The sequence below is a fragment of the Bacteroides sp. CACC 737 genome, from assembly GCF_013874375.1.
Taxonomy (GTDB): Bacteria; Bacteroidota; Bacteroidia; order Bacteroidales; family Bacteroidaceae; genus Bacteroides; species Bacteroides uniformis.
This window is the reverse complement of record NZ_CP059408.1, coordinates 3,164,458-3,187,419: the sequence shown is the minus strand read 5'-3', so window position 1 is coordinate 3,187,419 and position 22,962 is coordinate 3,164,458. Positions and strand designations below refer to the sequence as shown.

Below are 22,962 nucleotides of genomic sequence, written 5' to 3'. Positions count from 1 at the left end.
ACTATTTGTGTGTCCGGTGATTAATTGATTTGCTCGCTGGTCTTGCCGAACCTGCGTTCGCGTTTCTGATAGTCACATATGGCTTTGCGTAGTTCTTCTTCACGGAAGTCGGGCCAATAGGTATCACAGAAATAAAGTTCCGAATAGGCGCATTGCCAGAGCATGTAGTTACTGAGGCGGAGCTCTCCTCCGGTACGTATCAGCAGGTCGGGGTCGGGCATGAAGTGGGTCGTCAGATGACGGGATATGAGCTCACTGTCGATTTGTTCGGGTTTCAACTCACCTTTCTGTACCAAACCGGCTATTTGCCGGGCAGCCTCCGTTATTTCCCAGCGGGAAGAGTAGCTCAATGCCAGCACCAGGCACATTCCCGTGTTGTGGGAGGTGTGTGCCACGCAAGTGTTGAGCCGTTGCTGTACGTTGACTGGCAGTTTTTCAATATCTCCTATTACTCGGAAACTGATATTGTTCTTCATGAACGTCTCTTCCTCTATGGAGTCGAAGAGCAGCCCCATCAAGGCAGCTACCTCGTCCGACGGACGATTCCAGTTCTCGGTAGAGAACGTATATAAAGTAAGGTATCTGACTCCTAATTTAGCGGCTTCCTCTGCAATGACGTGCACAGTCTCTGCGCCGGCCTGATGTCCATAGCTGCGTTCGTGTCCACGCTGCTTGGCCCACCGTCCGTTACCGTCCATGATAATCGCCACGTGCTGGGGTATCCGGTTTAGATCGATTTCTTCCTTATATGACATCATTATTATTGTATTTCGAAGCCCAATCTGTTAAGACGTCCGCGCCATACTTCATTTTTGGTGCCGTTACCGCCGAATATCACCCAAATGAAGTCCCGTTTGTCTGCCGGGGCCACAGTTTTGTCTTTTGTCGGTTCCACTATAATGGAGTACGCGCCTTTTCCTTTGAATTCCTGGGGTAACAGGAATTTGGTTTCTGTCTTGCTCCATGCAATGCCGGTGATGGAGCTGTAGATAGCGTCAAGTTCCCCTCCGAAGCAATAGAACATGCCGCCATAGTACATGATGGCTGGGTTGTCCATGCCGGGACAATATGTGTCATACATGGTGTTGGCCAGGCTTGCCCAACCTTTGCCGTCCAATGAGAACCAAGGTGTTGTCTCTTTTTCGTTGGCTAGCGGCATTCCTGCCAGAACCACCTTCTCTACACCATTGCCGGTGCTGGTCTGGGTGGTGGATATGTTTTCGGTAGGGAATCCTGCCGGGACTTCTTCAAGGATAAGGTTGTCAGCAGTGTTTTCCGCTTCCCAATTCTTTCCGTCTTTACAGATGTTGAAATATTGCTTTCCGTTGATTTCCACAATACCCGAGAGCCGGTCGGAGAAACCATTGATGAGGACTATAACATTGTCTCCCAATGTAGTGACTTCTGTCCAGGCGGCGCCGTTGGTGGAACTGAATACTCTTTTGCTTTCTGTAACCATATAAAGCGCACTGTTATACTCTACGGCAGATGTCAGCTTTACGTCTGAGGGGAGGTTGCTGACATTGACTTTGCTCCAGTTGTATTTATCGGGCGCAGTCGATGTCTTGTAAGCAGTAGTGTTGGAAGTGTAGACAAATAGTTCGTCTCCCAGTACAACCGCTTTTTGCTGACCTGAATTGATGGTATTGGAGAATACATTTCCTCTTTTCTGCATGTCTGTCCAAACGAGTGAGTCCGGGTCTTGCAGATGTACATTAACTTTCAGTTTATATTCGCGGACTGTAACGCCGTCGGCGGCATGTGCTTTGAACAGCATGCCGGCATCGTTGTTCATGGCGGGTCTCAAATCCACGGAGTCCGATATGACGAATACCGTGTCGGTAGGCGAGCCTGAAGTTATCCAACCGGTAACGGTCATAGTATCAATCAGAATACGGTCAATGATGGTGTCTGAACCTACAGGCAATGAGTCTCTGTTATAGATGAGTCTATTGAGCTGGTCAATTGTAAATTTGTAATGTTTGCCATGTATGGTATCGATACCAAAAGCATGTATAGTAGCATCGGAGCTGAATTCATAATTGTCGTCAGAGTCAAGGCATGAACTTAGAGCAAATGACACAATAAGAAAACTCACAATTACTGATAGAAACTTTATTCTCATTTTGAAAGTTAGTGTTTATTTACAAGTTGCAAAAATAGGAACATTTTTTTCTATAAACAGCTTTACGGGGAAGTTTTATATAAAATTATAGATAATATCCCCCTTTTTCTCGATAAAAAAGCCCTGAAATGAGGCTATTGACTGTTTCTTGAGGCCGTATAATGGCGAAAACTCCTGCCAAAAGAATACTCTGTTGCAAATGGATATCCGTCACTGATTTCGGGTGCTTTGACGCCGGAATGAAGAAGGTACGGAGCTTCTTCCACAAAGATTTCGTCCCACAATCCGGCATCAATGAAGGATTGGAGCGTTTGGCTGCCACCCTCTACCAAAAGGGATTGTAATCCGCGTGTATACAGCGTTTCCATGATTTCGGGGAGTACATCCCGCCGGTAGTCGCTGACTGGCAGATACTCTACATTCGGTAGCGGAGCGTGCGGGGCTTCTGTAAAAACGAGGGTCGGCACGCTACCGTCAAATAGGTGAAGGTTGGGGGATAGCTTTTGTTGCCGGTCCAGCACGATACGTACCGGTGAACAGCCGTACCAATGGCGGACATTCAGGCCGGGATTGTCCAGTTCAGCCGTACGGGTACCTACTAATATGGCACTGTGCTCTGCCCGTTTCTTGTGTACCAGCATCGAAGTCAGCAGGCTGGAGAGGATAACTGGTTTACCGTCCGTGCGGGAGTAATCGATATATCTGTCAGAAGATTCCGCCCATTTTAGGGTGATGTAGGGGCGTCGCAAAGTATGGAAAGTGATGAACCTGCGGATGAGCTGCCGACATTCTGTTTCCAGCACTCCGACAATAACTTCACGTCCGGCATCCTTCAGTTTCTGTATGCCCCGGCCCGCAACCTTAGAAAAAGGGTCCCGGCACCCGATGACGATACGTGGAATCTGCTTCTCGATGATGAGGTCTGCACAAGGAGGAGTTTTGCCATAGTGCGAACACGGTTCCAGGCTGACATAGATGGTGGAACGTTTCAGCAGGGACGTGTCTTTCACGGAACGGATGGCGTTGACCTCGGCGTGGGCTTCTCCACAGCGCACATGGTATCCCTCGCCTATGATTTTCCCGTCACATACTATTACCGCCCCCACCATCGGGTTGGGTGCTGCATTGCATAGCCCGTTTTGTGCCAGTTGGATACATCGCAGCATGTATTTCTCTTCTTCTGAATTCATATCCTTGCTTACCTTTTGGTTGAATAATCAAAATTAATGATTACTTTTGCAGCCCGAATAAAACCGGACCCCGAATGAATGTAACCGTTTCACATATCCGCAGTGCTTTGCAGGAATGCTACCCTCCCCGGGAGGCGGCCAATCTTTCCCGTATTGTCTGCTGTGAAATGTTTGGTCAGGGTAATATTGACTATTACCTGGGCAAAGATATGATTTTATCTCCAAACGATGAAAGGGAATTGGAAAGCATTCTTTCCCGTCTGTGCAATTTTGAGCCCATACAGTATGTGCAGGGTACTTCCCGTTTCCTGGGGCGTACTTTTCGGGTGGCTCCGGGGGTGCTTATTCCCCGTCCCGAAACGGAAGAACTGGTGGAGAGGATGCTGAAGGAAGTCGCTCCGGTTTCCCGTATTCTCGACATTGGCACCGGAAGCGGGTGTATTGCCGTCACTTTGTCTAAGGAGTTGCCGGAGGCGGAAGTAACAGCTTGGGACATTTCCGGAGAAGCTCTTGCCATAGCCGGCGACAATAACCACCTTTTGCAGGCCTCCGTGCTATTTGTACAGCGTGATGTCCTGACGTATCAACCGGTTGAGGGTGAATGTTTTGATGTAATCGTCAGTAATCCGCCTTATGTTACGGAAACAGAAAAGCGGGATATGGAACCAAACGTCTTGAACTGGGAACCCTCACGGGCTTTGTTTGTTCCAGATAGCGACCCGCTCCGTTTCTATCGGCGTATAGGTGAACTGGGACGGAGCATGCTGACGGCCGGCGGCCGACTCTATTTTGAAATCAACCGGGCATTTGGAGAGGCTGTCGCTTCGATGCTTCGCAAGCAAGGCTATACGAATGTCCGTATCCGAAAAGATATTTCCGGCAACGACCGGTACGTAATTGCAGAACGATGATAGAAATAACTGAAACTGAAGCTTTGAACAGAGTGGCGGCATATTGCTCCACTGCCGAGCATTGCCGGGCGGAGATTGCGGAGAAACTGCAACGCTGGGGCATTGCCTATGATGCCATAGACCGTATCATCAACCGTCTGGAACAAGAGAAGTACATTGATGAAGAGCGCTTCTGCCGCGCTTTCATCAACGACAAATACCGTTTTGCCAAATGGGGCAAGATGAAGATAGGGCAGGCGCTCCAGTTGAAAAAGATATCTTCATCTGTCTATTGGCTCTATTTGAACGAGATTGATGAGGAGGAATACCACGCCGTCCTGCAGAAGCTGCTGGTGGCAAAGCGTAAAAGCGTCCGTGCCGAAAGTGAGTATGAGTTGAATGGCAAATTGGTGCGTTTTGCCTTGAGCAGAGGGTTCGAAATGAAGGATATATGTCGTTGCATAGAGGTTTCTGAGGAAAATGACTACTCCGAATGAAAATTATCGGCTTTCTCTTTTTTATTCTCATTCTGTTTCCGTATTTTTGCGCCATATTTATCATATATAGATTAGTTTTGCTATGAAAACTTTAGAAAGATTGTTTGCAGAGAAGTTGCTGAAGATAAAAGCGATTAAACTACAACCGGCTAACCCGTTCACTTGGGCATCCGGATGGAAGTCTCCGTTTTATTGTGATAACCGCAAAACCCTTTCTTATCCTTCTCTCCGTAGTTTCGTGAAGATTGAAATTACGCGTCTGATTTTGGAACGTTTCGGACAGGTGGATGCCATTGCCGGTGTGGCAACGGGGGCTATCCCGCAAGGTGCCTTGGTGGCCGATGCATTGAACCTGCCGTTTGTATATGTACGCTCCACTCCGAAAGACCATGGACTGGAGAATCTGATTGAAGGTGAACTTCGTCCCGGCATGAAGGTGGTAGTCGTGGAAGATTTGATTTCTACGGGTGGAAGCAGCTTAAAGGCTGTAGAGGCTATCCGCCGTGACGGATGTGAGGTCATCGGCATGGTGGCTGCCTATACTTATGGTTTCCCGGTTGCCGAAAAGGCCTTCAAGGATGCCAAAGTGCCTTTGGTGACGCTGACCAATTACGAGGCTGTGATGGAAGTGGCGTTGCGTACGGGCTATATCGAGGAAGAAGATGTGGAGACTCTGAATGAATGGCGTAAAGACCCTGCACATTGGGAGTCCGGGAAATAAGAACTTATTTGTAAAAATGTTAATATGGATAAAAGAGCCATTCGGATAGATTCTGTCCGGATAGTTCTTTTTTCTTTTTGAATACGATTGATTATGACGAAATTTGAGAGTGGAGTGAAAGTTGTACCGGCTTCACAAGAAGCTGTTTATGAAAAGCTTTCCGACTTGAGCAATCTGGAGAAGGTGAAAGACCGTCTGCCTGAAGACAAAGTGAAGAACTTGAGTTTTGATGCGGAGAGCATGACGATAGAGGTGGCTCCCGTGGGAAAGATTACGTTGCAGATTGTGGAGAAGGAACCTTGCAAGTGTATCAAGTTTGCAACAACCACTTCACCGCTGCCCTTCAATTTGTGGATACAGATTGTACCCGTCACTGAAACCGAATGCAAGATGAAGCTGACCATCGGCATGGATATAAATCCGTTTATGAAGGCCATGGTGCAGAAACCCTTGCAGGAAGGATTGGAGAAGATGGCAGATATGCTGGCGATGATACAATATTAATCATTAATCATTAATCATTAGAAACAACGTGGCTCAGAAACTTTGGGAAAAATCCGTTCAGGTAAATAAGGATATCGAACGCTTCACGGTAGGCCGTGACCGTGAAATGGACCTTTATTTGGCAAAGCACGATGTGCTGGGTTCCATGGCGCACATCACGATGCTCGAAAGCATTGGCTTGTTGACGAAGGAAGAACTGCGGCAATTGCTGGCCGAATTAAAGAAAATCTACGCGATGGCCGAGCGTGGAGAATTTGTGATAGAAGAGGGAGTGGAAGACGTTCACTCACAAGTGGAACTTATGCTGACGCGCAACTTGGGTGATATAGGTAAGAAAATACACAGCGGACGTTCGCGCAACGACCAGGTGTTGCTCGATTTGAAGCTCTTTACCCGTGCAGAGATAAAGGAAGTGGCGGAGGCTGTGGAACAATTGTTCCATGTGCTGATTATGCAGAGCGAACGCTACAAGGATGTACTGATGCCGGGTTATACACACTTGCAGATAGCCATGCCATCTTCTTTCGGACTCTGGTTTGGGGCATATGCCGAGAGCCTGGTGGACGATATGATGTTCCTTCAGGCAGCTTTCAAGATGTGCAACCGCAATCCTTTGGGTTCTGCTGCGGGATACGGTTCCTCGTTCCCGCTGAACCGTACGATGACTACCCGTCTTTTGGGATTTGATTCCCTCAACTACAACGTAGTGTATGCCCAGATGGGGCGTGGCAAAATGGAGCGTAATGTAGCTTTCGCCCTTGCCAGTGTGGCCGGAACCATATCGAAATTGGCTTTTGACGCATGTATGTTCAACAGTCAGAACTTCGGTTTTGTGAAGCTGCCGGACGATTGCACTACCGGCTCCAGCATCATGCCTCACAAGAAGAACCCGGACGTCTTTGAACTGACGCGTGCCAAGTGCAACAAACTGCAATCCCTTCCCCAGCAGATTATGATGATAGCCAACAATCTTCCTTCCGGCTATTTCCGTGACTTGCAGATTATCAAAGAGGTCTTCCTGCCTGCTTTTCAGGAACTGAAAGACTGTCTGCAGATGACGACTTACATTATGAATGAAATCAAGGTGAACGAACATATTCTTGATGATGACAAGTATCTGCTTATTTTCAGTGTGGAGGAAGTCAACCGCTTGGCACGTGAAGGGATGCCTTTCCGCGATGCCTACAAGAAGGTGGGACTGGATATTGAAGCCGGAAACTTCTCGCACAGCAAAGAGGTACATCATACCCATGAAGGCAGTATCGGAAACCTTTGCAACGATGAAGTCTCTGCCTTGATGCAGAAAGTGGTAGATGGTTTCAATTTTGAGACCATGCAAGCTGCAGAGAAAGAGTTGCTGGGCAGGTAAAAGGTTCTGCGGGTTCAAGTCCCGCTGCGAGTACTGTACTTTTATAAAAAAAAATTTGGCAGAAACGGGAAAACTGTTTATCTTTGCACCCGTTCTCCAAATGCGGAAATAGCTCAGTTGGTAGAGCATAACCTTGCCAAGGTTAGGGTCGCGAGTTCGAGTCTCGTTTTCCGCTCTCTTTTCCCTTTTTAGGATGCTCGAATGGTGGAATGGTAGACACGAAGGACTTAAAATCCTTTGGCCATTGCGGCTGTGCGGGTTCAAGTCCCGCTTCGAGTACTCGATTAAGCTCTGTGAATCATTGATTTGCAGAGCTTTTTCTTTATAAGCTCTTGATATGAAAGACCGTTTCTCTATAGCGAACAAAGTGTTTCCCTTAATAGAACAAGTTGTTTCATTATGGCGAACAAAGTGTTTCCCTTAACAAAACATTTCGTTTCATCATATGAAAACAAACTGTTTTTCCTTATTGGAACAAACTGTTTCTCTATACTTGAACAAAGTGTTCATCGCTGTGAACTAACAAACTAACTATAATATATAGTAGATGATATGCGCGTGGCACTTGCTAATATGTGCTTGCAGATGAAATAAAAGAATCTATATAAATAGCCTCCTCTTTATTGTTCAGAACAGCTTGGGGCGTTTGTTATTGAACCGATAGCCGATACCCAACATCAGATAATTGGGCTCATGAAATTCCCGGAGGTTATATCCTATATGGAGATACGAATTGCGTGTTACGTCTATTTTCAGGGCAAGAATCTGATAGAAAGACTTCATGTCACCGCCGCCGTGCAGAACGTTGGCTCCCAGACCGATACCTACCGTGAAGTAAGGCATGACAAACTCTCCGCGGGCAGATAAGCCCAGCGCCATCTGCTTTTTGGCAGGCGGGGTATAGAAGCCGTTCTCTTCTTCGTACGATTCTTTCATGTTCGCACTGTGGTCGTATACGCCGTCCAACGCCACACCGGCGCGGAATTTATAGCCGAAGTTGTACATGGGTGCAAAGCTGAAACCGAACACGTTGTAAGTGCCGGGTGCGGGTACCTGGCCACTACTGCCTTCATGGGCCACTGCTTTCTTTCGCCAGGAGCCGAACAAAGTCAGGTCGTAGCTGACGTGGCGGGGGAATGGAGGAACGATAGGGCGTTGCCATGACTGGGCAAGCTCATCCGCTCTGCGGTTAAAGTTATATACCAGCCCCACTTTACAGTCCACCGTGTTCAGACCGGAGTTGGGATATTGGGTGTTTCCGTTGGAAAAGTGGCTTCCGGTAGCTCCTATCATCAGGTCGAACTTGAGGGAGAGTGCCCACTTTAAGTAGAGGTTCACATTGAGATAAGCATTCACTTTCGAGCCGATAATCTGGTTCTCCGGGTTGTCGTATTCATCGTAGGGTTTCCAGCCGAACGATGCGCCGAAGTTCCATTCATAGTTCAAGGATATGCGGGGGCTGAATTGGGCGATACGTCCCCCTTGAAACAGATAGACCGCCAGCGGGTTGCCCAGCTCTTCCGGATTGCCGAAGTTGAAATAGCCGACTCCAATCCCTTGATAGGCTCCTATATAAGCCTGGTCGGCAACGGTGTGGGGACGGAGCTGGAAGGAGTATTTCAGATGGCCGGCATAGGCATTTTTCATGGGCTTGTATTGGTGGTTGGAGTACTCCAGAAAAGGGTTGGTCTGAAAAATATAGCCAGCACGCCCTTCTACGCCTAATCTGTGGATGAAGCGCTGTGAGAAAGGGAGTGTGTCCCGTTTGTATTCCGAATGGCTATCGGATGTCCATTGTTGGGCGTATATTGTATCAGACAAGAAAAGTCCCGCTCCTAAGAAAGCCAGTATTTTCCATATCTGCATTCTATTTTTCATATGCCGTGTCGGTCTTTCTTGTTTATAAATGTTCCAAGTGAAGTTTAATTTCGTGCAAATATAGTTTTTTTATCCTTTTGACATTCACAATGAGATAACTATTTGTAAAAAGAGGGGGTAAAACTGAAATCGTCAATAAAATGGCCGACTTCGGTTTTACCCCCTCCTTATTCATTCACCCGGATGCTGTCTTATGATTCGGATGCTGGGTGGCGAGCATTATTTCTGGTCGTTCTCCCGGATTTCCACCCGGCGGATTTTCCCGCTGATGGTTTTGGGGAGCTCATCAACAAATTCGATGACACGTGGGTATTTGTAGGGAGCCGTCACTTTCTTCACATGGTTCTGCAACTCCTTGACAAGCTCTTCTCCGGCGCGTGCCTTGTACTCTTTTGCCAATACAATCGTAGCTTTTACCACTTGGCCGCGGATTTCATCGGGCACACCGGTAATGGCACATTCCACTACGGCTGGGTGGGTCATCAATGCACTTTCCACTTCGAACGGACCGATGCGGTAGCCGCTGCTTTTGATGACGTCGTCGGCGCGGCCTACGAACCAGAGGTAGCCGTCTTCGTCCTTCCAGGCTACGTCTCCCGTGTAGTAAATACCGTTGTTCCATGCCTCGTGGGTGCGGTTGGCATCGCGGTAGTATTCCTTGAACAATCCCAGCGGTTTGCCTTTGTCGGTACGGATTACAATCTGTCCCTGTTCACCGGCTTCCACGGAACGTCCTTCGTGGTCTATCAGGTCTACGTCGTATTGCGGATTGGGCAATCCCATGCTGCCGGGTTTCGGTTCCATCCACGGCATGGTGGCAACGGTAAGGGTCGTTTCGGTTTGTCCGAATCCCTCCATCAGCTTGATGCCCGTCAACTTCTTGAAGGTCTCGAATACGGCGGGGTTCAATGCTTCTCCGGCGATGGTGCAGTATTCCAGACTGGATAGGTCGTACTTCGTGAGGTCTTCGTGGATGAGGAATCGGAAGATGGTGGGCGGCGCACAAAGCGACGTGACGTGATAATCTTGTATCTTCTCCAGTATGGCTGCGGGAGTGAATTTCTCGTGGTCGTATACAAATACGTTGGCGCCGGCAATCCATTGTCCGTAGAGCTTGCCCCACACGGCTTTTCCCCAACCGGTGTCGGCAATGGTGAGGTGTAGGCTGCTCTCTTTCAGGTTGTGCCAGAAGCTGCCGGTGACGATGTGTCCCAACGGATAGGTGAAGTCGTGGGCCACCATTTTGGGCTCTCCGGTAGTGCCGCTGGTGAAGTACATCAGGGAGATGTCATCGTTCGTATTCGGATGTTCAGGTTTCACGAAAGGAGCGGCAACCTCGATACCTTTGTGAAAGTCTTCGAATCCTTCGGGAACTTCCGGCCCGACGCTTACGAGGCGTTTCACAGAAGGAGACTCCGGCATGGCTGCCGTGATATGGTCGGTGATGACGCTTTCGCCGGCGCAGACTATCATCTTGATGTCTGCGGCGTTGCAACGGTATACGATGTCTTTCTTCGTCAGCAGGTGGGTGGCGGGAATCACCACTGCACCGAGTTTGTGTAGTGCCACGATGCTGAACCAGAATTCGTAACGGCGCTTTAGTATCAGCATCACCATGTCTCCGTGGCCGATGCCGAGGCTTTGGAAATAGGAAGCCGTCATGTCTGTGTACCGTTTCATGTCGGCAAAGGTAAATTGCCGGCATTCGCCCTGGTCATTGGTCCACAACAGTGCGGGTTTGTCGGGTTGCTCGGCGGCCCAGGCATCCACTACGTCGTAGCCGAAGTTGAAATTCTCCGGTACGTTTATCTTCAAGTTCTTGATGAAGTCCTCCTGTGAGGTGAAGGATGTTTGAGATAAAAATCTTTCTACCATAACTTTATTACATAATTACTGCCAGGAATTTTACAGTCTTTCCGTCAAGCGCCTTCATGCCGTGCGGCAGTTTGGAGTTGAAGTACAGACTGTCTCCTTCATTTAAGATTAAGTCTTTGCCGTCGATGCTGACCATCATACGGCCTTCCAGTACGAGGTTGAACTCCTGACCGGCATGGCTGTTGTAATGTATCGGCTCGCTGTCCGGTTTCGGTTCTACGGTCACGATGAACGGGTCTGCCGTGCGGTTGATGAAACCGGCTGCCAGTGATTGGTATTTATATGCCTTGGTACGTTCTATACTGGTTCCTTTTCCGGCACGTGTCAGGAAGTAGGAGCTCATTTTGGGCTCTTGCCCAAACATCAGTGCGTCCAGTGATATGCCGTAGTGCCGTGCTATCTTCTGCAGCATGCTGACCGAGATGTCGAATTCTCCGGTTTCGGCCAGGCGGTACTCTTCTGCAGAGATGTCACAGTCGCGGGCGATATCGTCGGCAGTCAGTTCCAATACGTCACGCAGTCCGCGCAGGCGTTCGGCTATTTGTCTGATTTGTTCGTCCATAATTATATTTGTTTTAAATGGGTTGTTATTGAAATACACCGTTACGCCGCAGGGCATTGGCATATTGGCACATTAAATACTCGCTTTGATAGCTTTAATCACAGTGGAGGTGAATCCTTCGTGTTCCAGTTCGTTGATTCCCTTGATGGTAATTCCTCCGGGAGTACACACCTTGTCAATCTCAACACTGGGGTGTGTGTTACTGTTCAGAATCAGCTCGGCTGCTCCCTTCACGGACTGTGCCACCATGCGCATGCCGTCTTTGGGGTAGATACCCATTTCAATGCCGGCTTGCATGGCTGCCTGGATGTACTTCAGCACATAGGCGATGCCACAGGAAGTCATGGCGGTGGTTGCCGCAATCTTTTCCTCGGGAATGAGCATGGCAAGTCCCATCTGGTTGAAAATGTCCAGCATCAGCTGCTCCTGCTCCTTGGTGGCATTGCGGCTGGCGATGAGTGTCATACTTTCCATTTCGCTGATGGCTGTATTGGGAATAAGGCGGAACATGGTCATTTCCTTGTCTGCTACATAGTGTGTCAGTTCTTCGAAGGGAATACCGGCTGCAATGGAGATAAGAATCTGTGTGCCTCTCAGTTTCAATTCCTTTACCACAAGTTTCATCAGCCATGGCTTCACGGCAAAGATTATCATATCTGCACCGGTCACTGCTTCCTGATTGTCGTTAGTCACTTGCAAAGCGGGGAATTCTGCCTTCAGTTTGTCCAGCTTGTTCTGGGTGGGGTTGGAGACAATGATGTCACCGGCAGGGATGATTGTTCCTTTTGCCAGCCCGCGGGCGATGGAGCCTCCCATATTTCCGGCACCGATAATTGCTATTTTCATATTTTCTTGTTGTTAAAAGAGTTGTCTGTTGGCAAAGGTAGATAAATTAAAGAACTTTCTTGAAGCGTTTCAAGAATTCCTTTGCTTCGTCCATGCTGAGGCACAGAGGCGGCAGCAGGCGGAGCACATTCGTACCGCTTACGCCGGTGAATACATGTTGCTCTTTCAGCAGTCTTAGGCGCAGTACCTTGATGGGGGCTTCAAATTCCAGTCCTATCATCAGTCCTCGTCCTCGAACGTCCTTGATTTGCGGGAACTTTCTCAGTTCTGTCATCAGGAAGTCACCGACTTGCGCTGCATTTTCTATCAGTTTTTCTTGCTCTATGACGTCCAGTACGGCAAGGGCGGCACTGCAAGCCAGGTGGTTTCCACCGAAAGTGGTTCCAAGTTGCCCGTATACCGGTGTAAACATCGGGCTGATGAGTACGCCTGCCATCGGGAAACCATTGCCGATGCCTTTTGCCACGGTGACGATGTCGGCTTTGATGCCGTTGTACTGATGGGCGAAGAACTTGCCGCTGCGTCCGTAGCCGCTTTGGATTTCATCGAGAATCAAGACCGTGTTGTGTTCCGTACAAGTCTGGCGGAGAGCCTGCATGAATTCGTCTGTCGGCAGTTGGATGCCGCCTACACCTTGTATGCCTTCGATAATCACTGCGCAGACATCTCCTTTGGACAATTCGGCCTTCATGGCTTCGATGTCGTTCAACGGGAGGTAGGTGACGTGCCCGCAGTTGTTGATGGGAGCGATGATTTTAGGATTGTTCGTTACTTCCACCGCCAGTGAGGTACGTCCGTGGAATGCTTTTGAGAAGGATATCACACGGGTACGGCCATTGTAGAAAGAGGCGAGTTTCAAGGCGTTTTCATTGGCTTCGGCACCGCTGTTGATGAGGAAGAGTGAGTAATCATCATAGCCGCAGACCTTTCCCAAACGCTCTGCCACTTGCTGTTGCAGCTTGTTGATTACTGAGTTTGAGTAGAATCCTAACGTAGCAACTTGATTGCTCACCATCTCTACATAATGTGGATGTGCATGTCCGATTGAGATGACTGCATGGCCACCGTAGAGGTCGAGATATTCGGTACCGTTCTCGTCCCATACATGGCAGCCTTTTCCTTTGACGATGTTGATGTCAAAGAGAGGGTATACGTCGAATAAATTCATTTTTTTTTAGAATGCAGAAGGTTTCAACCGTAAACCTACGGTCTCTTCCAGGTTAAACATTAAATTCATGTTATGGACAGCTTGTCCGCTGGCGCCTTTCAGGAGGTTATCGATGCAGGAAATGATAAGCAGTTTGTCGCCGTGCTTCTCCAGATGGATGAGGCACTTGTTGGTGTTTACCACTTGCTTCAGGTCGATATTCTTCTCCACGATGTGGGTAAAGGAATCTTTGGCGTAATATTCTTCGTACATGCGGACGATTTCTTCCAGGGCCACTTTGGTCTTCACCACAATGGTGGTGAAGATGCCGCGCGGGAAGTCGCCGCGGTAGGGGATGAAGTCAATGTCCGCATCAAAGCTGTTCTGCAGCTGTTTGAGCGATTGCTTGATTTCGGGCACATGCTGGTGCTCGAAAGCTTTGTAGACACTCATGTTGTTGTTGCGCCAGCTGAAGTGGCTCGTGGCGCCCGGTTTCACACCGGCGCCGGTACTTCCGGTAATGGCGTTCACCATGATATCATCATTCAGCATCAGATGTTTGGCAAGCGGTAGCAGCCCCAGCTGTATGCAGGTGGCAAAGCAGCCCGGATTGGCTACGTGCTTCGCTTTGCAGGTGGCACGGCGGTTCAGCTCCGGCAGGCCGTAGATGAAGTCGTGTTCGGGAGAGGCTATGCGGTAGTCCATGGAGAGGTCGATGATTCTCAGTTCCTCGGGCACGTTGTGGCTTTCGAGGAACTTCTTCGTGTCGCCATGTGCCGTACAGAAAAAGAGTACGTCGATTTCTTCCAGCGGGAGCTGGTCGGTAAATACCAAGTCTGTTTCGCCGTACAGTCCTTCGTGTACGTCGGTAATTTTGTTGCCGGCGTTGCTTGAGCTGTTTATGAAAACGATTTCCGCTTCCGGATGGTTGAGCAGCAAACGTATCAGTTCGCCTGCCGTGTATCCGGCTCCGCCGATGATTCCTACTTTAATCATTTCGATAATATCTATTTGGTTCTTGTGGTATAACAATTAGCATTATAATGTATATGGGTATGCCTGCAAATGCAGTAAAGATCGTGGCGAACGTATAGACGATACGCACCAATGAGACATCGAGTCCGAAAAAGTTTGCCAGTCCTGCACATATGCCTGAAAGCATCCTTCCAGTCCGGGGACGTGTCAGTTTTTGCTTCCTGCCGGTCATTTAGATTTTCTCGTCTTTATGATTTGAATAATAAGCACGCAGTGCTGTGGAGGTTACTTTGATGAAGCCCTTGGCATCTTCTGCCGTCCATCCTTTCTGCATCTCACCGTATTCACCAAACTTGTTTTTCATAAGGTCATCTTTGCTTTCTACACCTACGGTAGAAAAGCAGAGCGGGTGAAGTTCGAGGATAGCCGTACCGTTTACGTTGCGTTGCGAGGATTCCAGCATGGCTTCGATGTCGCGCATTACTGGTTCCAGATATTGGCTTTCGTGCAGGAACATGCCATACCAGTTGGCTACCTGGTCCTTCCAGTATTGTTGCCATTTGCTCAAAGTGTACTTCTCGAGGAACTTGTGTGCTCCGATAATCAGCATAGGTGCGGCAGCTTCGAAACCTACGCGGCCTTTGATACCGATAATCGTGTCGCCTACGTGCATGTCGCGGCCGATACCGTATGCCGCACCAATCTCTTCTACCTTCTGGATGGCTTTGATGGGGTCGTCGAATGTCTCGTCGTTCACGGCTTTCAGCTCACCTTTTTCAAAAGTGAGGCGCAACAGCTCGCTGCCCTCTTTGGTGCAGTGTTTCAGATAGGCGCTTTCGGGCAATCCCTGCGCGGAATCCAGAATCTCGCCACCACAGATGGAAGTGCCCCACAAACCTACGTTATAGGAGTATTTCAGTTTGGTGAAGTCGGCGGCAAAGCCGTGTTTGTTCAGATAATCAATCTCTTCCTGACGGCTCAGTGCCATGTCGCGTGTCAGCGTGATGATTTCCACGCCCGGAGCCATGACGAGGAAAGTCATGTCGAAACGAATCTGGTCGTTACCCGCACCTGTAGAACCGTGGGCGATGGCATCCGCGCCGATTTCGTTGGCATAGCGTGCAATGGCCAATGCTTGGAAGATACGTTCGGAACTTACAGAGATAGGATAGGTGCCGTTACGCAAAACATTGCCGAATACCATGTATTTCAAGCTTTTCTCATAGTATTCCTGCGTCACGTCGAGGGTGACGTATTCTTTGGCGCCCAGCTTGTAGGCATTTTCTTCGTTTGTCTTCAACTGTTCAGCACTGAAACCGCCCGTATTGGCACAAGCTGCATATACTTCGTACCCTTTTTCTTTGGTAAGATACATCACCGTAAACGAGGTATCCAAACCTCCGCTGAATGCGACTACTACTTTCTTCTTCTTTTCCATATCCTTAGTATTTTTATATTTTATCCTCTTCGTGCAGCTTCGGGTCGTAAAGCATTGCTGTGCAAATGCAGAATTTACGGTTCTTAGCTACCAATATATCATGGTTTATACAGCCTTCGCAACCTTTCCAGAACGATTCGTCATCGGTCAGTTCGTTGAAGGTGACGGGCACATATCCCAGCTCGGTATTCATTTTCATGACGGCAGCTCCGCTGGTGAGACTGAAAACTTTAGCATTAGGCCAGCGTAGGCGTGCCAGGCGGAAAGAAGCGGTCTTGATACGTTTTGCCAGCCCCAGTCCCCGATATTTGGGGTGTACTATCAAACCGGAGGTTGCTACATATTGCTTGTTACCCCAGCTCTCTATGTAGGTGAAACCGGCAAAATCATCTCCACACAAGGCTATGATGGCCTTTCCTTCTTTCATTTTAGTAGCTACGTATTCGTGTGTGCGTTCTGCGATGCCCGTTCCGCGTACCTTGGCAGCTTCCCGGATGGTATCCAAAATCTTGTCTACGTAAACTTCATGTGAGGCGTCAGCCACCATCACATCAATTTGTTTCGAATCCATTTCTTATTTAATTTCTTGTTTTTTGTTGTTATCTATCATTTAATGTTCGGGATGATTTGCGATAGGAAGCTGCGTACCTCGTCATGTGACGCTGCTTCGTGCACCACCAGCATGATGGTGTCATCTCCGGCAATGGTACCCAGAATGGCGGGACACTCTCGGTTGTCGATGTCGTAGGCCATGCTGCTGGCATATCCGGGCCGGGTACGGATGACGGCAATATTGCCCGAAAATTGAAGTGAAACGAATCCGCTTGTCATCAGCATTTCACTTGCACTCTGGTCGTTCGAACGTTTATACATGATGTTGTTGGGCAGCACATATACGTATTTACCGTTCATGTTCGCTGCTTTCGCTACTTTCAGCTGTTTCAAGTCGCGTGACAAGGTGGCTTGTGTCAGTTCAAAGCCTTCCTTGCTCAAAGCTTGCAACAGTTCTTCCTGAGAACTGACGTCTTTGCTTGAGATAATCATCTTGATGGCGTCTAACCGATTGGCTTTTTTCTTCATTTTCTGTATAATTATTCTAAGAGTAGTGCAAAATTAGGGATTATTTCGGAAATAATATGCAAAAATGAGAGCTTTTTTATTCTTTTTATACATCGGGCGTACTGTATATGTTGTTTTTGTTCTCTTTGTTGGAGTCTTGTTTGTTCTTTTACGTTATTGGAGATTGTTTCCGTATGTCTTTGGTAAATGTTGATATAATATAGAATAGATATGCAATTGTCAAATCTGACACCCTTTCAATCAAAAACTGTACAAAAATTATATGCATAGAAATAAAATCCCTCAGGTTTTTACGTTGGTCTCAGATTGTTACGTTGCCCCCCTCTCTCTTATGGTCGGGAAACCGGAGGAGAGGAGGGATGAAATAAAAAAGGCTTAACTTCTAAAAGCTAAGCCTTTTCTGTCGGAATGAGGCGACTCGAACGCCCGACCCCTACGTCCCGAACGTAGTGCGCTACCAACTGCGCTACATTCCGATTGTTTTTGAAAAGTGGTGCCACCAGGAATCGAACCGGGGACACAAGGATTTTCAGTCCTTTGCTCTACCAACTGAGCTATGGCACCTTTTTCGTTTGCGGGTGCAAAGATAAAGAGTTTTTTTTATACCGCAAGGCTTTTTGAGGAAAAATATCTTAAAAAGGTGCCTCGCTCCATAGAGCGAGGCATCTTACTTTTGAGAATCACTTGCTATCGAAGAAATCAGTCGATATTCGGATTGATGCTGTGCCAGTCTTTGATGGCAGGCAGTACTCCCATTTCTATCACTTCGTCACGAAGTTTGCAGAGGTGGGCATAGCTTTCTTTCAGTTTGGCTTCTTCTTCGGGTGTGCCGTTCAGTTCCTTGTAGTGTACACCGTCTTTGGTAATTTCAGTTTCCATTGCCATCATGATGTGGTCGAAGCCGTGGCTGTGTACATATGTACCGGCAGGCCAGCGGAACGGTTTGCCACCCATCGCTGCAGCTATCATTTCGATAGAGACGTATGCCGGACTCTGGAAGGAAGAACGTCCACGGAGGGCGATGATGTTGGCACCGCCTTTGGTTACCTTAGTCTGGATTTCGACCCACTGCTCTTTAGTCAGGGCAGGGGTACCGATGATATCAAGTAACGGTTTACCGTCCACCTTGGCGGTAGAGGCATATACAGCCATCTGTTCACCATGACCGCCGTAGGTACGGCAATTTTCGATTTTGTCGGGGGCAATGCCGAAGTGCTTGGAAAGTTCACTGCGCAGGCGGGTGCTGTCGAGGGCAGCCAGTGTGGTCACTTGTGAAGGTTTCAGGCCGGAATACAATAGGGTAATCAGACCGGTGATGTCGGCAGGGTTGAAAATGACAACCACGTGCTTCACATCCGGACAGTAGGCTTTTACATTCTTACCGAATTCTTCGGCAATAGCGGCATTGCCTTTCAAAAGGTCTTCGCGGGTCATGCCGGCCTTGCGGGCGGCACCGCCTGATGATACCACATACTTGGCACCGGTCAGCGCTTCTTTGATATCGGAGGTAAATGTGATGTTCATTCCTTCGAATCCGCAGTGGAACAGCTCTTCGGCCACACCTTCCAGTCCGGGAGCATAAGGGTCGTACAGACATAGGTTGGGAGTGAGATGCATCATGATTGCAGTCTGTGCCATGTTTGAACCGATCATGCCGGCTGCGCCGACGATTGTCAATTTGTCATTTGTCAGAAATTCCATAATCTTTTTTATTTAAAGGTGAGTAATATCTTTTCTTGCTGATTGTCACGATACAAAGATAACCCTTTTTGAAGAGAGTTGTTCATAGAAAAAAGTTATCTTTTAGAGCAAAAAGTTATTTCTTCTTTCCGAACTGCTGTATTGTACCTAAATTCGCTATCTTTGTTGGGAAAATGAAGATAAGTAAGAAACTATGAGCATTAAGTTAGGAAAGTACAATACGCTGGAAGTGGTGAAGGAGGTAGCCTTCGGCATGTATCTGGACGGTGGCGAAGAAGGTGAAATTCTGCTTCCGTCGCGTTATGTCCCCCAAGACTGTAAGGTGGGAGCCAAACTGAACGTTTTTATATATCTTGATAACGAAGAACGCCTGGTAGCCACTACTCTGACACCATTAGTGCAGGTCGGGCAGTTTGCCTGCTTGGAGGTGGCGTGGATAAACCAGTATGGCGCTTTCCTTAACTGGGGATTGATGAAGGATCTTTTCGTCCCCTTCCGCGAACAGAAAATGAAGATGCAGGTGGGAAAGAAGTATGTGGTTCATGCCCATTTGGATGATGAAAGCTATCGTATCGTGGCATCGGCCAAGGTAGACCGTTATCTTTCCAAAGAGAAGGCCGCCTATGAGTCGGGGCAGGAGGTGGATATCCTGATTTGGCAGAAGACGGATTTGGGATTCAAGGCGATCATCAACGATGAATATAGCGGCTTGCTATATGAGAGCGAGATATTTCAGCCACTGCACACGGGCATGAGGATGAAAGCCTATGTGAAGCAGGTACGTGAAGACGGCAAGATAGACCTGCTGCTTCAAAAAACGGGGCAGGCTAAAGTAGAAGATTTCTCAGCTACGCTGCTGGACTATATCCGTGAACAGGGCGGACGGATAGCTTTGAATGACAAGAGTCCGGCAGAAGAAATCTATGCAACTTTCGGTGTCAGCAAGAAAACCTTCAAAAAGGCTGTGGGAGATTTGTACAAAAAACATCTGGTTGTATTGGAGGAAGATGGAATCAGGATTAGGAATTAGTCCCAGTCATTAGGAATTTCCCTACTTGTAAATAGAGACAATCATTAGGGAGGGGAATTTCCTCTCCCTATTTTTGTCGTACAATAAAAAAAGAAAAGTCATGATACGTCATTTGATATTAAGTGTTTGTCTAGTTCTGGTAGTGTTTCCCGCAATAAAAGCGGCGCCCATAGACGGAATCCGTATAGAAAGTCCATACCGTAGAGTGGTGGTATTGGTCGACGGACAGCAGGTTTGCCTGCCTACTTTCAGTTGTTTTGTAGCCAATCTGCGTGGTAGTTGTCGGGTAGAGGTTTATGAAGCGCCATCCCGTGGGGGGAATCCTCGAAGAGGAAAACTCCTATATGATGAACGTGTGCATTGCTCCATCAATGAAGTGGAAGATATTTTCATTCCAGAGGACAAAAGACCTGGTGGAAACTGGGGTACTTCTAATCATCACAAGCCTGGCAGACCCGGTGACAGACCGTCAGGGGGCGGGCAGTATGAACGGGTAATGTCTCCCTCTGCCTTCGAACAGTTTATGGGGCTGATGGAAAAACAGAGTTTCGATTCAGACCGTAAGGAAGTGCTCGACCATGCCTTGCTGACCTCTTGGTTCACTACTGACCAGTGTATCCGTCTGATGGATTTTTATCGTTTCGACAGTGAAAAGAAGCAGTTGATGAAGAAGATTTATCCTAAAATAGTCGATAAACCGAATTTCTATTATGCGATAGACAAGCTGACCTTCTCGTCGGACAAGAACGAGATAAATGCCTTCATCAAACAATATCATGAGAAGAATAACTAAAAAAGGAGGGATTATGAAACGGATTATATTTATATTTCTTGCCGCTATGATGAGCACAGCTGTTTGCAGTGCGGCAATGAGCAACAGCAAAGTGCGTAAAGAGACCCGCTTTCTTACGGACAAGATGGCCTATGAATTGAACCTGAATACAGAACAGTATAATGACGTGTACGAAATAAACTATGATTTCATTTCCGGTATACGCTATCTGATGGATGACGTTCTTCGGGGGGAGGAATGGGCCTTGAATCGCTATTACGATTATCTGGATGTGCGCAATGACGATCTTCGATGGGTGCTGAATAACCGGCAGTATGGCCGTTTCATGCAGGCCGCCTATTTTTACCGTCCGGTTTATGTAAGTGGTGGGCGTTGGTCTTTTAGGGTTTACATCACTTACACCAACCATAATCATTTCTATTTCCCGCGGCCGTATCATTACCGTACATATTGCGGTGGGCATTGTCGTACGCACTATCACAACAGCTATTATCGCGGTCGTTACCATCATCCGCACTATACCGGTTCGTGGAGCATTCGGAATGATAAGTCGTACCACACCAGCCGCCGTTCAGATTTCGGTTCGGTGAACATCCGCCCTAATTCGCATAAGCGTCCGGCAGGCAGGGATGATGTATATACCACGCGACGTAGCAACGGTAGTAATAATCGCATTAGTACAGGTACACGTAACAGCAGTACGCGACGTAGTAGTGTGGATAGTGGCAGAAAGTCGAGTAAAGAGAAAATAGAAACCACAAGAACTAAAAATAATGATAAGAGCCCCAGCCGTAGCAGGGTAAAGACGGAAAGTAAGGAAAGAAGAAATGCTTCCGGCGTACGGAATTCCGAAAGCCGTCGCAGCAGCTCTTCAAGCACTACCCGCAGTAGCTCTTCCCGTTCTTCGGAAAATACAAGGAGATAGAAGAACAAAAAACTCCCCTCTCGCCTGCATGAAGCAGGGAGAGGGGAGAATCAAACACAACAACTAAAATTATACTTCGTTTTTTACTCAATCGGTTCTCCTTTATAGAAATCCAGAATCTTGGTACGGAACAGATAGTCATACTTGGCCTGCAGTTCGTCTGATTGGGATTTCATAAGGTTTTGTTTTGCTTCATTGTATTCCACGGCATTTGCTTTACCATTTTCATATTTCTCGCTCATCAGCTTGAAAGATTCTTCGCTGGCAACGGTGGCTGTATGGCTGCTGGTATATTTGCTTTCGGCAGCGGCGGCGTTGTACCATGCTTGCTGGATTTCCTTGTAAAGCGTCTTTTTGGCATTATCCAGTTGCAAGGCATAGTTTTCACGTTGCAGGCGTGCCGTGCGCACCCGGTTACGGGTAGAGAGGCGGTTGAAAATAGGTACGCTGAGGTTGAAGCCTACATATTTGTTGAAGTTATCGTTCATCTGCTGGCTGAAGGTGCGGTCAATGGTAGAATAGTAATTCGTACCGAGGCTACCGTTCAGGCTCAGTTGTGGGTAGTAGTTGCTCTGGGCGATGCGGATGCTGTGCTTGCTGCCTTCCAGACGGAACTGTGCAGCCTGGATGGAGGCTTTGCTTACCATAGCTGTTTGGAATATTTCATCCGGAGGAGTGAGAGGAACCAACTTCAGATTGACTGCCGGAGATTCCAGACTGAACCCTTCAGGTGTTTCCAGCTCGATAAGCTGGCTGAGGTCGAGCAGAGCCAACTTATAATTATTGTTCGTCTGTACCACATTCATCTCGTCTTGTGCCACACGTGCTTTGGCTTCTGCCAGTTCTGCCGGAGAAGCCTTGCCCAGTTCTGCTAGCCGGCTGATACGGACATATTGCTCTTTACTCAGTTGTACTTGTCCCAGCGCCACCTGGTGGAGCTCTTCATTGAACAGCACTTGCAGGTAGGCCGAAGCTATATTGATGGCAATATCTTCCTTGGCTTTGTCCAGGTCGGCAATGGCAGCTTTGAGGTTCAGTTTGGCCAATGCATACTGGTGGGGAATTTCCAGACCGGTAAAAATAGGTATGCTGGTATTGACGGACATGTTGGTTCCGTGACTGCTGGTGTTGACGTATACAGTGGAGTAGTCTCCCGTATCCTCGTTCTTGATGGCTGTTTGCGTACGTCCCCAGTTCCAGCTCTGGCCGGCACTGGCATTCAGGTTCGGCAGTCGTGCCCATTTGGCTGTATTTACCTCGACAGCACTCTGTTCGGCAGCGTTGGCTGTTTGGCGGATACTGATGTTATGCTCGATGGCATAGTCTATGCATTGGCGCAAAGACCAGCGTTCCTGCGCCTGCACTGAGATACTGCCGAATATGGCGAGGTATAAGAATATCTTTTTATTCATGTCG

At 48.1% G+C, this 22,962-nt stretch carries 23 protein-coding genes and 4 tRNA genes; 10 read left to right on the top strand and 17 right to left on the bottom strand.

Annotated features, from left to right (window positions below):
* Positions 1 to 20 precede the first annotated feature (20 nt).
* The 3 genes from H1A11_RS13585 to ribD all read right to left on the bottom strand — a co-directional run bounded on the left by H1A11_RS13585 (position 21) and on the right by ribD (position 3,315).
* Positions 21 to 755 (bottom strand): isoprenyl transferase, encoded by a 735-nt coding sequence (locus tag H1A11_RS13585; protein ID WP_138344702.1) that lies wholly within the window; start codon positions 753 to 755, stop codon positions 21 to 23.
* 5 nt (positions 756 to 760) lie between these two features.
* Entirely contained in the window at positions 761 to 2,125 is a 1,365-nt protein-coding gene (locus H1A11_RS13580) for a DUF6242 domain-containing protein (RefSeq protein WP_119961423.1), read from the bottom strand.
* A gap of 134 nt (positions 2,126 to 2,259) precedes the next feature.
* Positions 2,260 to 3,315, bottom strand: a complete 1,056-nt coding sequence (gene ribD, locus H1A11_RS13575; protein ID WP_057258828.1) for a bifunctional diaminohydroxyphosphoribosylaminopyrimidine deaminase/5-amino-6-(5-phosphoribosylamino)uracil reductase RibD — start codon at positions 3,313 to 3,315, stop codon at positions 2,260 to 2,262.
* Between the two features lie 74 nt (positions 3,316 to 3,389).
* On the opposite strand from ribD, the gene prmC reads away from it, so the two are divergent.
* From prmC to H1A11_RS13540, 7 genes are all read left to right on the top strand, one after another.
* Positions 3,390 to 4,226 (top strand): peptide chain release factor N(5)-glutamine methyltransferase, encoded by an 837-nt coding sequence (gene prmC, locus H1A11_RS13570; protein WP_131225539.1) that lies wholly within the window; start codon positions 3,390 to 3,392, stop codon positions 4,224 to 4,226.
* A complete protein-coding gene (locus H1A11_RS13565; RefSeq protein ID WP_181757340.1) occupies positions 4,223 to 4,702 on the top strand; it encodes a regulatory protein RecX in 480 nt (159 codons plus the stop codon). The genes prmC and H1A11_RS13565 overlap by 4 nt, the downstream gene beginning before the upstream one ends.
* An 82-nt stretch (positions 4,703 to 4,784) precedes the next feature.
* The gene (pyrE, locus tag H1A11_RS13560; RefSeq protein ID WP_057258820.1) at positions 4,785 to 5,423 is read left to right on the top strand and encodes an orotate phosphoribosyltransferase; all 639 of its coding nucleotides are present in this window, start codon (positions 4,785 to 4,787) and stop codon (positions 5,421 to 5,423) included.
* Positions 5,424 to 5,516: 93 nt separating this feature from the next.
* Positions 5,517 to 5,927, top strand: a complete 411-nt coding sequence (locus tag H1A11_RS13555) for an SRPBCC family protein (protein WP_117958816.1) — start codon at positions 5,517 to 5,519, stop codon at positions 5,925 to 5,927.
* A gap of 28 nt (positions 5,928 to 5,955) precedes the next feature.
* Entirely contained in the window at positions 5,956 to 7,296 is a 1,341-nt protein-coding gene (gene argH, locus H1A11_RS13550; RefSeq protein WP_131225538.1) for an argininosuccinate lyase, read from the top strand.
* A gap of 102 nt (positions 7,297 to 7,398) precedes the next feature.
* Positions 7,399 to 7,471: transfer RNA gene (locus tag H1A11_RS13545), tRNA-Gly, on the top strand.
* Between the two features lie 20 nt (positions 7,472 to 7,491).
* Positions 7,492 to 7,575, top strand: a tRNA-Leu gene (locus H1A11_RS13540).
* 348 nt (positions 7,576 to 7,923) lie between these two features.
* Here the strand turns inward: H1A11_RS13540 and H1A11_RS13535 are convergent.
* From H1A11_RS13535 to H1A11_RS13475, 13 genes are all read right to left on the bottom strand, one after another.
* A complete protein-coding gene (locus tag H1A11_RS13535; protein WP_181757339.1) occupies positions 7,924 to 9,174 on the bottom strand; it encodes an acyloxyacyl hydrolase in 1,251 nt (416 codons plus the stop codon).
* Between the two features lie 219 nt (positions 9,175 to 9,393).
* Positions 9,394 to 11,049, bottom strand: a complete 1,656-nt coding sequence (locus tag H1A11_RS13530; RefSeq protein ID WP_138344620.1) for an AMP-binding protein — start codon at positions 11,047 to 11,049, stop codon at positions 9,394 to 9,396.
* A 7-nt stretch (positions 11,050 to 11,056) separates the two neighbouring features.
* Positions 11,057 to 11,611, bottom strand: a complete 555-nt coding sequence (locus H1A11_RS13525; protein ID WP_016272528.1) for a helix-turn-helix domain-containing protein — start codon at positions 11,609 to 11,611, stop codon at positions 11,057 to 11,059.
* Between the two features lie 72 nt (positions 11,612 to 11,683).
* Positions 11,684 to 12,457: a pyrroline-5-carboxylate reductase gene (gene proC / locus H1A11_RS13520; protein ID WP_181757338.1), complete on the bottom strand. Its 774-nt coding sequence runs from the start codon at positions 12,455 to 12,457 to the stop codon at positions 11,684 to 11,686.
* Between the two features lie 46 nt (positions 12,458 to 12,503).
* Entirely contained in the window at positions 12,504 to 13,625 is a 1,122-nt protein-coding gene (locus H1A11_RS13515; RefSeq protein ID WP_117600277.1) for an aspartate aminotransferase family protein, read from the bottom strand.
* Between the two features lie 6 nt (positions 13,626 to 13,631).
* Entirely contained in the window at positions 13,632 to 14,600 is a 969-nt protein-coding gene (gene argC, locus H1A11_RS13510) for an N-acetyl-gamma-glutamyl-phosphate reductase (RefSeq protein ID WP_005825122.1), read from the bottom strand.
* The gene (locus H1A11_RS13505) at positions 14,593 to 14,811 is read right to left on the bottom strand and encodes a PspC domain-containing protein (protein ID WP_138344618.1); all 219 of its coding nucleotides are present in this window, start codon (positions 14,809 to 14,811) and stop codon (positions 14,593 to 14,595) included. The genes argC and H1A11_RS13505 overlap by 8 nt, the downstream gene beginning before the upstream one ends.
* Positions 14,812 to 16,017 (bottom strand): argininosuccinate synthase, encoded by a 1,206-nt coding sequence (locus H1A11_RS13500; protein ID WP_181757337.1) that lies wholly within the window; start codon positions 16,015 to 16,017, stop codon positions 14,812 to 14,814.
* A gap of 13 nt (positions 16,018 to 16,030) precedes the next feature.
* Positions 16,031 to 16,588, bottom strand: a complete 558-nt coding sequence (locus tag H1A11_RS13495) for a GNAT family N-acetyltransferase (protein ID WP_005825115.1) — start codon at positions 16,586 to 16,588, stop codon at positions 16,031 to 16,033.
* A 35-nt stretch (positions 16,589 to 16,623) separates the two neighbouring features.
* Entirely contained in the window at positions 16,624 to 17,097 is a 474-nt protein-coding gene (gene argR / locus H1A11_RS13490) for an arginine repressor (RefSeq protein WP_005825113.1), read from the bottom strand.
* Between the two features lie 403 nt (positions 17,098 to 17,500).
* A tRNA-Pro gene (locus H1A11_RS13485) sits at positions 17,501 to 17,573 on the bottom strand.
* A 15-nt stretch (positions 17,574 to 17,588) separates the two neighbouring features.
* Positions 17,589 to 17,661, bottom strand: a tRNA-Phe gene (locus H1A11_RS13480).
* A gap of 135 nt (positions 17,662 to 17,796) precedes the next feature.
* Positions 17,797 to 18,798: a malate dehydrogenase gene (locus H1A11_RS13475; protein ID WP_025833211.1), complete on the bottom strand. Its 1,002-nt coding sequence runs from the start codon at positions 18,796 to 18,798 to the stop codon at positions 17,797 to 17,799.
* Positions 18,799 to 18,991: 193 nt separating this feature from the next.
* On the opposite strand from H1A11_RS13475, the gene H1A11_RS13470 reads away from it, so the two are divergent.
* From H1A11_RS13470 to H1A11_RS13460, 3 genes are all read left to right on the top strand, one after another.
* On the top strand, positions 18,992 to 19,828 hold the full coding sequence (locus H1A11_RS13470; RefSeq protein WP_117878924.1) for a S1 RNA-binding domain-containing protein: 837 nt from the start codon (positions 18,992 to 18,994) through the stop codon (positions 19,826 to 19,828).
* A 100-nt stretch (positions 19,829 to 19,928) separates the two neighbouring features.
* Positions 19,929 to 20,621: a DUF4476 domain-containing protein gene (locus H1A11_RS13465; protein WP_181757336.1), complete on the top strand. Its 693-nt coding sequence runs from the start codon at positions 19,929 to 19,931 to the stop codon at positions 20,619 to 20,621.
* 13 nt (positions 20,622 to 20,634) lie between these two features.
* A complete protein-coding gene (locus H1A11_RS13460; RefSeq protein WP_119961426.1) occupies positions 20,635 to 21,546 on the top strand; it encodes a hypothetical protein in 912 nt (303 codons plus the stop codon).
* An 83-nt stretch (positions 21,547 to 21,629) separates the two neighbouring features.
* Here the strand turns inward: H1A11_RS13460 and H1A11_RS13455 are convergent, their stop codons facing one another.
* Positions 21,630 to 22,958, bottom strand: coding sequence for a TolC family protein (locus H1A11_RS13455; RefSeq protein ID WP_181757335.1), 1,329 nt, complete (start codon positions 22,956 to 22,958; stop codon positions 21,630 to 21,632).
* Positions 22,959 to 22,962 lie beyond the last annotated feature (4 nt).